General features: G+C 71.6%; 8 protein-coding genes and 1 pseudogene. 5 read left to right on the plus strand and 4 right to left on the minus strand.

The features are described 5' to 3' along the window. The 3 genes from QM633_RS03755 to QM633_RS03765 all read left to right on the plus strand — a co-directional run. Positions 1-1,409, plus strand: a 1,409-nt coding sequence (locus tag QM633_RS03755) for a hypothetical protein (protein ID WP_415152391.1), incomplete at its 5' end; no start/stop codon positions are given. A 174-nt stretch (positions 1,410-1,583) separates the two neighbouring features. Continuing rightward, complete coding sequence (locus QM633_RS03760) at positions 1,584-3,020, plus strand: hypothetical protein (RefSeq protein ID WP_415152392.1); 1,437 nt, start codon at positions 1,584-1,586, stop codon at positions 3,018-3,020. A 123-nt stretch (positions 3,021-3,143) separates the two neighbouring features. Continuing rightward, positions 3,144-4,556 carry a hypothetical protein gene (locus QM633_RS03765; protein WP_415152393.1) on the plus strand — a complete coding sequence of 471 codons (1,413 nt, stop codon included), beginning with the start codon at positions 3,144-3,146 and terminating at the stop codon, positions 4,554-4,556. Positions 4,557-4,639: 83 nt separating this feature from the next. Here the strand turns inward: QM633_RS03765 and QM633_RS03770 are convergent, their stop codons facing one another. Then, positions 4,640-5,377, minus strand: coding sequence for an SDR family NAD(P)-dependent oxidoreductase (locus tag QM633_RS03770; protein WP_415152394.1), 738 nt, complete (start codon positions 5,375-5,377; stop codon positions 4,640-4,642). After that, a complete protein-coding gene (gene gltX, locus QM633_RS03775; RefSeq protein ID WP_415152395.1) occupies positions 5,374-6,840 on the minus strand; it encodes a glutamate--tRNA ligase in 1,467 nt (488 codons plus the stop codon). The genes QM633_RS03770 and gltX overlap by 4 nt, the downstream gene beginning before the upstream one ends. Before the next feature lie 189 nt (positions 6,841-7,029). On the opposite strand from gltX, the gene QM633_RS03780 reads away from it, so the two are divergent. Together QM633_RS03780 and QM633_RS03785 are read left to right on the plus strand one after the other, a co-directional pair. Continuing rightward, complete coding sequence (locus QM633_RS03780) at positions 7,030-8,712, plus strand: glutamine--tRNA ligase/YqeY domain fusion protein (protein ID WP_415152396.1); 1,683 nt, start codon at positions 7,030-7,032, stop codon at positions 8,710-8,712. 18 nt (positions 8,713-8,730) lie between these two features. Continuing rightward, on the plus strand, positions 8,731-9,663 hold the full coding sequence (locus tag QM633_RS03785) for a carbohydrate kinase family protein (RefSeq protein WP_415152397.1): 933 nt from the start codon (positions 8,731-8,733) through the stop codon (positions 9,661-9,663). Positions 9,664-9,690: 27 nt separating this feature from the next. Here QM633_RS03785 and QM633_RS03790 read toward each other — a convergent pair whose 3' ends face one another. After that, positions 9,691-10,203: a flavin reductase family protein gene (locus QM633_RS03790; protein ID WP_415152398.1), complete on the minus strand. Its 513-nt coding sequence runs from the start codon at positions 10,201-10,203 to the stop codon at positions 9,691-9,693. A gap of 296 nt (positions 10,204-10,499) precedes the next feature. Continuing rightward, positions 10,500-10,792: pseudogene (locus QM633_RS03795) on the minus strand (elongation factor Tu); the annotation flags it as partial.

Raw genomic sequence — 10,792 nt, forward strand, 5'->3', positions numbered from 1 at the left:
CCGCTCCCGCCGCAGCCGCCGCGACGACCTGCGCCGCCGGCACGCCGGTCGCCGGCGACGTCAACGGTGACGGCGCGCCCGACCTCGGCGTCAAGGTGAAGGACAACTGGGTCGACGACGCGAGCTTCTTCGTCTCGCCGACACGGACGACGCAGGGCACCTGGCTCGACCTGACCGGGCGCGTCACCGGCGCGAACCTCGACCTGAACACCTGCGCGGACGCGATCGTCGTTGACCGCAATCGCACGATCAGCCTGGTGCTCGGCACACCCACCGGCCTCGATCCGGCGACGGCGCGGACCGTCGTCCTGCCCCAAGCGGCGGGACTCGGCCCGGACGAGGTCCTGGACGTCGGGGTGACCGACTTCGTGCACGACGGAATCGCCCAGCTCGTCGTGGCCGGACATGTGTGGGATGACTCCCAGCGAGTCAGCGAGACCCCCTTCGTGGATGTGATCACCCTCGCCCCGGACGGCAGCCCGGGCCCGGCAGTGGTCCTCGACGCCAGCGGCCTGGTCTCCGGCCCCACCGCGATCTCCGGCTGGCCGAGCGCCATCGTGGCCGACGATCGCGCGGTCGTGGTCGGCGACGCCGACGACCGCGACGGCGGCCGGTCCGGCGCGGGGCGCGTCCAGGTGTTCACCCCCGACGCCGCCCATCCCTCGACCCTGGTGCACAACGCCTCGATCGGTCAGGCCAGCCGGGGCGTGCCCGGCTCCGCCGAGGTCGGCGACGGGTTCGGTTTCGCCCTCGCCCTGCGGGACGGCTGGCTCGCCGTCGGCGTGCCCTACGAGACCACCGGCAGAGCCGTCCAGACCGGACGCGTGCAATTGCTGGCCTGGGACCCGGCGTCGGGCGGGTTCGCCGCACGGAAGTCCGTCGACCAGAACAGCAGAGGTGTGGCAGGGACGAACGAGAGCAAGGACCGGTTCGGTGGTGTCCTGGCAATCGCCCGAGGGCTCACCGCGACCGGCTCGGTCGACGTGGTCGTCGGCGTACCGAACGAGGACGTCGGGAGGATCAAAGCCGCCGGCTCGGTGACCATCGTCAACACCGCAACCACGGCTTCCCGGACGTACACGCAGAACAGCAAGGGTGTGCCGGGCTCGGCCGACAGGGCCCCGTCCGAGGCCCTCGCCGATGGCGACTACTTCGGCTGGGCGATCGGCGTCCTGCCCACCGCCACCGGGGTCGACACCCTGGCCATCGGCGCCCCCGGTGAGACCAACGGCGACTGCCTCACGCAGGGTTACGTCGTGCTCAGCGACGGCAAGCGCCTCGGGTCGGCCACGACGTGGACCTATCTGAAGCCGCCCACGACCGGCTGCAGCCACTACGACGAGGATGTCTTCGACGGTTGGGGATCAGCTTTCCTGACCGGCTCCGCCCAGATCTTCGAACTGCCCTGAGCGGCTGGTCCGCGGCGTCGGCCGAACGTTCCTGGCAAGGTCGTACGACTTCGTAGGGTTCGACCGCGGAAGCCGAACCCTACGCTCGAATCAGGGCCCGGCGATCCGCCGGGTGCCCACCCCGCAGCGGTGGTCGACGGCGTCCAGCCCCGACCGGACGAAAGGACTCGGGAGATGAGAGCGGCACAGGTGATCCTGCTGACTACTGCCGTCGTCTGCGGCGAACTCGGTTCGATCGGTGCGACGACGACGCCGGCCGCCGCCGCCCAACCCGCGGCGGTCGCGACACCGTGTGGCCCCGGAACGCCGCTGGCGTCCGACTTCGACGGTGACGGGGTGTCGGACCTGGTCGTCGGCGCCTACCGCGGCAGCGCCCGGGTACAGCGGATCCAGCCCGGCGACGGGGGCGCCGGCACCTGGCTGACCGACTCCGGCGAGCTCCGCACGGCCGACCTCAACGGCGACGCGTGCGCGGACGCCATCCTGTTCGCCGGCGGGCACGAGCCGTGGCTGAAGGCTGCGCTCGGCACGCCCGACGGTCTGGACGTGGCGGGCGCCGTCGAGGTGACGATCCCGCAAGCCGCCGACATCGCCAGCGATGCACGCCGCTCGCTCGCCTTCGAGGCGGCCTCGTTGCGGCACGACGGGATCAGCCAGATCGCCATCGCCGGCCGGCACGTCGTGGACCTCGGCGAGGACGGGCCGGAGGACTACGGGGACTACGTCGACGTCCTCACCCTCGATGACAGCCTGGCGGTGAGCACCAGCACGGTGCTCCCCTCCGTCCGGTGCTCCGACGACTGCTGGGACTTCGGCAGCGCCCTGGTGGCGTCGGGCCGCACGATCGCGGTCGGTCACCCCAGCGCCCGGGTCAGCAAGCACTACGGTGCGGGCGAGGTGCTGGTCTACTCCGCAGACACCGCTGACCCGACCCAGCTCGTCCTGCGGAAGACCCTGACCCAGAACAGTGCGAACGTTCCGGGCACCGCCGAGGAGGACGACCACTTCGGGGCCACGCTCGCCCTGCGCAACGGTCGGCTCGCGATCGGTGCGCCCGGGGAGTCCGACGGCAGGCTCTACAGCGCCGGCCTCGTGCAGCCGATCCTGTGGAAGGAGTCCAGCGGCACCTACACCGCCTACCGCGCGATCACGCAGGACACGAAGGGCGTGCCCGGCAGCAGGGAGAAGAACGACCAGTTCGGCGCCAGCCTCGCGATCGCGCGCGGCCTCACCGCCAGCGGCTCCTACGACATCCTGATCGGGGCGACCGAGGCCTACGGCAGGCTCGGCAATGCCGGTTCGGTCACCGTCGCCAACGTCACGAAGTCGCTCTACCGCGGCTACACCCAGGCCACGAAGGGCATCCCCGGCAACCCTCAGGCCGGCGACGCGTTCTTCCACGTCGGAGTTCTGCAGGGCGGTTCGGGGATCGACACCGTCCTGATCGGCGCACCCGGCGAGGACAGCCTCGGTGTCGAGGACTACGGCCGCGCGATCCGCAGCGACGGGAAGAAGCTGAGCTCGAAGACCACCTGGACGGGGATCGCCGTCCCGTCCGGAGCTCCCAGCGGAACGACCCGATGGGGCTTCGACTTCGGGATGCACGCGTGAGGGTGGCACATCCTGACCTGGGCGCGCCCCGGCAGGGGTGTGCCCTCGTCGCGCAGGACCGAAGTCGTACGACGTCCGCGACAAGCCGCGTCGAGCGCCTCCGCACTGCCTAGCGTGAGTGCCATGACCACATCCCCACGGGCCGGCGCCCTCCTGGTCGCCGCGGCCCTGACCACCACCTGGCTCGGCGTCCAGGCGCCCACCACCGCTGCCGCCGCGGCCACCACTCCGTGCGCAGCCGGCACTCCCGTCCCGTCCGACTTCGACGGTGACGGGCGTGCCGACCTGGCGGTGGGTTCGGCGAGCTACTCCGCCCAGGACGGGACGCGTCGGGCGGAGTGGGTCCGCTACACCGGCGGGAGCGACGCGACCTGGGTGACCGACTCCGAGAGCCTGGTCTCGGCCGACCTCAACGGCGACATCTGCGCCGACGCCGTCCTCGCCGCCGGCCAGGACACCGACGAGCGCTACGGCCGGCTCGTGAAGGTGGTGCCCGGAACCTCGACCGGCCTCGACCTCGATGCGGCCACGGTGGTCACCATCCCGCAGATCAGCGACGACTGTCTTGACTCCGAGGGCGACTGCTCGGCCGACCTCGTGCTCACCGGTCTGCGACATGACGGCCTCAGCCAGGTGGCGGCCGCGGTGACCAAGCGCAACGAGGGCGACGTGTCGCGGGCCTACCTCGACATCTTCACCTTCGACGCGAACCTCACCCTCACCCACACCCAGATCATCGACCCCGACGAGGAACGGCTGTTCAGTGCGCTGGTCAGCGACGGCGCAACCCTCGCCCTCGGCGACCCGTGGGCCACCGTCAACGGGAAGCCGGACGCGGGCGCCGTGCACCTCTACACCCCGGACTCCTCCGATCCGACCGTCATGGTCGAACGCCGGGTGCTCACCCAGAACAGCAAGAACGTCCCGGGAACCGCCGAGGCGGGGGACGGCTTCGGTGCCACCCTGGCGATGCGGGACGGCCGGCTCGCGATCGGTGTGCCGGGTGAGGACGACGGCCGGATCACGGACTCCGGCGCCGTGCAGCCCATCCTGTGGAACGAGAAGAAGCGCACCTACACCGCCTACCGCCAGATCAACCAGGACACCCCCGGCGTACCCGGCACCAACGAGAAGAGCGACCGGTTCGGGGACAGCCTGGCGATCGCCCGCGGGCTCAGCGCCTCCGGCTCCTACGACATTGCGATCGGCGCGGAGGAGGCCTACGGCAAGCTCAAGTGGGCCGGATCGGTGACCGTCGCGAACGTCACCAGGAAGCTGTTCCGCACCTACACCCAGGCCACCAGGGGCGTGCCCGGCACCCCGGAGACCAACGACTACTTCGGCGCGAGCCTCGGCGTGCTGCGTGCGACCAGCGGCGCCGACACCCTCCTGGTCAGCATCCCCGGCGACGACTCCGTGATCCGCACCGACGGCAAGCGGCTCACGTCGGCGACCACCTGGAGCAGCATCCCGCTCCCCTCCGACGCACCGTCGGGCACGTACGCGTGGGGTCTGGGGTTCTCGACGAACGGATAACGACATGCGGGCACGCCGCCGTCGTCCGCAGCGGCATGACCAGGTGGGCTACGACGTGGGCGCCCCCCGGTGAACGGGGAGCACTACCGCGGCATCCGGCGCCAGACTGCGCGCGGCACCAACCGGGCCACGCCCATCACCGCGCCGAGGTGGCCGGGCACCCACAGGCCGGTGCCCCGGCCGGAGCGAACCCGGGCGACCACCGCGTCGGCGACCTGGTCGGGGGTGGACGAGAACGGCGCTGGCTCCATACCGGCGGTCATGCGTCCGATCACGAAGCCGGGCCGGGCGATCACGAGGTGCACCCCGCTGCCGTGCAGGGCGTCCGCCAGACCGGACGCGAACCCGTCCAGCCCCGCCTTCGCCGACCCGTAGACATAGTTCGCCCTGCGCACGCGCGCGCCCGCGACGGACGAGAACGCCACGATCGTCCCCCTCCCCCGGGCCGTCATCCGGTCGGCGAGGACGGTGAGCAACGCGGCCTGCGCGATGAAATCGGTGTGCAGCACCGACGACGCGAACACCGGGTCGCGCTCGGCCCTGGCCTGGTCGCCGAGCACCCCGAAGGCCAGCACGGCGATGTCGATCGGCCCGGCCAGCTGCTCGATGGCGTCGACCACCCCGCTCTGGGCGGCCACGTCGTCGGCGTCGAACTCCACGGCCTCCACGCGCGCCGCGCCCGCGTCCAGGCAGGCCGCGACCGCCTCCTCCATCGGGCCCGGGCGGGCGGCGAGCACGACCGTCGCACCCGGCGCGAGCCGGGTGGCGACCGCGAGCCCGATCTCGCTGCGACCGCCGAAGATCGCGACGACCGGAGTCACAGGAGGCTCTGCAGCGTCCGCAGGCGGGCCAGGCTCGACTCCCTGCCGAGCAGCTCCATCGACTCGAACAGCGGCGGCGACACCGTCGACCCGGTCACCGCCAGCCGCACCGGGCCGAAGGCGAACTTCGGCTTGATCCCGAGCCCGTCGACGAGGGCTCCGCGCAGCGCGACCTGGATCGCCTCGTGACTCCAGTCGGGCAGCGCCTCCAGCGCCACCAGCGCTGCCCGCACGACCGCCGCGGCGTCCGGACCGGCCTTGGCCAGCGCATCCGGATCGACGACGAGGTCGTCGTCGGCGGTGAACAGGTAGGCGAGCTTCGGCACGGCCTCGCTGAGCAGCACCAGTCGTTCCTGCACCAGCGGGACGGCCCGGCGCAGCAGCGCCGCATCGGCCTGGGAGGGCTGCGTCCACTGGCCTTCACGGACGGCGAACGCGGCCACCCGGTCGGCCAGGTCACCGGGTGAGAGAGCCCGGATGTAGTGACCGTTCAACGCGTTCAACTTCGCCAGGTCGAAGATCGGGCCGGTGGTGTTCACCTTCGCCCAGTCGAAGGCGGCGACGAACTCCTCGAAGGTGCTCACGTCCTCGTCGTCGTGGACGGGGGGGTAGGCCAGCAGCTGGAGGAAGTTCCGCAGCGCTTCGGGAAGGTAGCCCTGCTCGAGGAACCAGGTGAGCCGGGCGGCGGGGTTCTTGCGCTTGGAGATCTTGCTCTTGTCGGTGTTGCGCAGCAGCGGCATGTGGGCGAACGCCGGTTCCGGCCAGCCCAGCCAGCGGTACAGCAGCAGGTGTTTGGGGGTGGAGGAGATCCACTCCTCGCCACGCACCACGTGGGTGATCCCCATCAGGTGGTCGTCGACCACCACGGCGAGGTGATAGGTGGGGAAGCCGTCCGCCTTCAGGATCACCTGGTCGTCGGGACGCGGCGCGCTCACCTCGCCGCGGATCAGGTCGGTGAAGGCCAGCTCGACGTCGTCGGGGACGAGCATCCGCACGACCGGCGTCTCGCTGAACCCCGGCAGGGCGGCCCGCTGCTCGCGGGTGAGACCGTGACAGAGCCGGTCGTAGCCGGTCACCGGGGACTTGCTGGCCTGCTGCTCGGCCCGCAGCCCGGCCAGGCGCTCGGTGGAGCACCAGCAGTAGTACGCGTGCCCGGCCTCGATCAGCTGCTCGACGAACGGGCGGTAGGTCTCGAGCCGCTCCGACTGCCGGTAGGGCGCATAGGGACCGCCGATGTCGGGGCCCTCGTCCCAGTCCAGGCCCAGCCAGTGCAGGGTGTCGTAGATCTGCTGCTCGGAGGTGGCCACGTAGCGGGCACGGTCGGTGTCCTCGATCCGGAGCACGAACGCACCCCCGGTCGCGCGCGCGTAGGCGAGGTTGAACAGGGACATGTACGCCGTGCCGACGTGCGGGTCGCCGGTGGGCGACGGCGCGACGCGGAGGCGGGCTGGGGTCTGGTTCATGGCGCGCCCACCCTACCGACTCGGTGGTGCCGCGTCCCGCCGAGCGCCACCCTCCGCCATCGAGCGCCACCCTCCGCGTCGGGGGCCCCGGTCCGGGCCGAGGCACTCGACGCGAGCGGTGGCTCCGTGCCCGGGGCAAGGGCCGATGCCGGCGCGGACGCGGCACGCGACCGTGCTAACTTGACCGGCATGACCGAGCCTGCCGCCGCCAACGATTTCATCCGCGACATCATCCGGCGCGACAACGAGCAGGGCACCTACGGCGGCCGCGTCCAGACCCGGTTCCCTCCCGAGCCGAACGGCTACCTGCACATCGGTCACGCCAAGGCGATCACCGTCGACTTCGGTACCGCGGAGGAGTTCGGCGGCCTGTGCAACCTGCGCCTCGACGACACCAACCCCGACACCGAGGAGACTGAGTTCGTCACCTCGATCCTGGCCGACATCGGCTGGCTCGGTTTCCGCCCCGGGCAGGTGCTGCACGCGTCCGACTACTTCGGACAGCTGTACGAGTGGGCGGAGTACCTGGTCGGCAAGGGGCTGGCCTATGTCGACGACCAGGACACCGAGACGATCTCCGCCCAGCGCGGCGGCTTCGGCAAGCCGGGCGTCGACAGCCCCTACCGCACGCGCACGCCGGAGGAGAACCTCGACCTGCTGCGCCGGATGCGGGCCGGCGAGTTCGCGGACGGAGCGAAGGTGCTGCGCGCGAAGATCGACATGGCCCACGAGAACATGGCCCTGCGCGACCCGGTGATGTACCGGATCCGCCACTCCCGCCACTTCCGCACGGGAGATGAGTGGTGCATCTACCCGACCTATGACTGGGCCCATGGGCAGAGCGACGCGATCGAAGGCGTCACCCACTCCATCTGCACCCTCGAGTTCGACACCCACCGGCCGCTGTACGACTGGTACCTCGCCCAACTGCCGCTGCCCGGCGACCAGCCAAAGCAGATCGAGTTCGCGCGGCTCGAGTTCACCCACACGGTGACCAGCAAGCGCCGTCTCGCCAGGCTGGTCGCGGACGGCACGGTGGACGGCTGGGACGACCCGCGCATGCCCACCCTGAGCGGCCTGCGCCGCCGGGGCTACCCTGCCCGCGCCATTCGCGCGTTCTGCACCGAGATCGGCACCACCCGCACGAACAGCCGTCAGAACATCGAGGCGTTGGAGGCGTTCGTCCGCCGTGAGCTGAACAGCACGTCCCAGCGGCGGATGGCGGTGCTCCACCCGCTGCGGCTGGTGATCGACAACTGGCCGGCCGACGCGTCCGGCACCCCGCTGGTCGAGCACTTCGAGGTGACCAACAACCCGGAGAACCCGGGCGACGGCACCCGCCAGGTCGCCTTCAGCGGCGAGCTGTGGATCGAGGCGGACGACTTCGCCGAGGTGCCCCCGCCGAAGTTCTTCCGGCTCTCGCCCGGGCGTGAGGTACGTCTGCGCGGCGCCTACCTGGTCACGGCGACCGGTGTCGAGAAGGACGCGGACGGCACCGTCCTGGCCGTCCACGCCCGCTACGACCCGGCCACCCGGGGCGGTGACGCCCCGGACGGCCGCAAGGTGAAGTCGACCATGCACTGGGTGTCCGCGGGACACGCCACCGACATCACCGCCGCCCTGTACGACCGGCTGTTCACCGCTCCCGTCCCCGGCGAGGCCACCGGCGAAGCCCTGGACGATCTCAACCCGCACTCCCGCGAACTCGTGGCGGGCAAGGCAGAAGCGGCCCTGGCCGAGGCCGCTCCCGGCCAGGTGGTCCAGTTCGAGCGCCTCGGCTACTTCGCGCAGGACCCGTCCACACCACTGCTGTTCCACCGCACCGTGGGCCTGCGCGACGAGTGGGCCGCCATCCAGCGGCGCCAGTCCTGACCCCTTAGGGTGTCTGGCATGAGCGTGCCTGTCACCGTCGTCGGGGAAGCCCTGATCGACATCGTCATCCCGCCGTCCGGGGACGCCGTGGAGCACGCGGGCGGCAGCCCGCTGAACGTCGCGATCGGGCTGGCGCGGCTGGGTCACGACACGCGGCTGGCCACCCATGTCGGGACGGACGCCCGCGGGCGGCGGATCGCCGACCTGGTCAACGGCGAGGGCATCACGCTCCTGCCGGGCAGCACGGACGCCGCGCGCACCGCCACGGCGGCCGCCCACCTCGACCGCGCGGGTGTCGCAACCTACGAGTTCGATTTCGGCTGGGAACTCGACCCCGGGTCCGTGCCGACCGGGGACGGAGCCCACCTGCACGTCGGTTCGATCTCGGCCACCACCGAGCCCGGCAGCGGGGCCGTCCTGGACGTGGTCCGCGCAGCCCGCGCATCCGCCACGGTCTCCTACGACCCGAACGCCCGTCCATCCCTGATGGGGGACCCGGCGGATGCCCGGGTCGTGATCGAGCGGCTGATCGGTCTCGCCGACGTGGTGAAGGCCTCGGACGAGGACGTCCGCTGGCTGTACCCGGGCACCCCCGTGCCGCAGGTGCTCGCGCACTGGGCGAGCCTCGGCCCGGCGCTCTGCGCAGTCACCCAGGGCGGCGAGGAGGCGATCGTGCTGGCCGCAGGGGAACTGCAACGCTTCCCCACCCTGCCGAGCGCGGTGGTCGACACCGTCGGAGCCGGCGACTCGTTCATGGCCGGCCTGCTGTCGGGCCTGCTGGACGCGAGCCTGCTCGGCGACGCCGCGGCCAGGGAGCGCCTGCGCTTCGCGGAGTGGCCGGTCCTCGCCGCGGCCGTCGACCGCGCCCTGGCGTGCGCGGCGATCACAGTCTCCCGCGCGGGCGCCAATCCGCCGCACCGCGTCGACCTCGACATCGACATCGAGGGCTGAGTCTTCCGCGGCCGTCGGATCGGGTGGTCAGGCCAGGCGGGGGTAGCCGCCGCGATAGTGCAGCAGCGGCTCGCCGGACTCGGAGGTCGCCAGGTGCTGGACGATGCAGGTCACCAGCAGCGACCAGCCCACCTCCATCGACGATTCGAGTCCCACGCCCGCCCACGTCCCGGCGGCTTCGGGGACGGGACCCCAGTCGGTCGGGGTGAACTCGGCCTGCCGGAACGGACCGCCCGGTGCCGGGTCGGTGCCGGCGAACACGCCCGCCAGCCTCACCTGGGCGTTGTCGAGGATCGTCACGGCCGCCCGCCGGGAGACGAGCAGCGCATCGGTGAAGTCCGCCAGCGGGTCGACCAGGGCCAGGACGCGCGGCGGCGTGCCGTTGGCCACCATCAGCGACGACACGGTCAGCCCGACCGGCTTCCGCTCCCCCACTGCCGTCCACAGGGTCACACCGGAGGCGAGTCGGCCCCGGAACGCGCGAACGGCGTCCCGCGCCGACGGCGGATCGGCGAACGGGTTCGTGTAGTGGATCGTCACCCGCGGGAGCGTAGCGCAACGCCCGGGTCCGCCATCCTCGCGCCCCCGATCAGCCCTCCCCGCGGCCCTCTCCCCTCGCCACGCCCGGCGAGCCTCGCCACGCCCGGCGAGCCTCCCCTGCTCCTGGGATCCCCGGAGATGCCGCCGAAAGTCGCAGACGCCACCGAATGTTCGGCGGCTTCTGTGCTCTTCGGTGGCTTCTGCGGTCCGGGGACGGGCGGAGCCGACCCCGGGACGCAGGACGGCCCCCGCATTGCTGCGGGGGCCGTCCCGGGGATCTACCGGTGAGGGTCAGCTCACTTGATGATCTTGGTCACACGACCCGCGCCGACGGTGCGCCCACCCTCGCGGATGGCGAACTTCAGGCCGTCCTCCATGGCGATCGGCTTGTTCAGGTGCACGGTCATGTCGGTGTTGTCACCGGGCATCACCATGTCGGTGCCCTCGGGCAGCTGAACGACGCCGGTCACGTCGGTGGTGCGGAAGTAGAACTGCGGGCTGTAGTTGGAGAAGAACGGCTTGTGACGGCCACCCTCCTCCTTGGTCAGCACGTAGACGTTGGCGTCGAAGTCGGTGTGCGGGGTGGTCG

This window comes from Propionicimonas sp., from assembly GCF_047606205.1.
In the GTDB taxonomy this organism is placed as follows: domain Bacteria; phylum Actinomycetota; class Actinomycetes; order Propionibacteriales; family Propionibacteriaceae; genus Propionicimonas.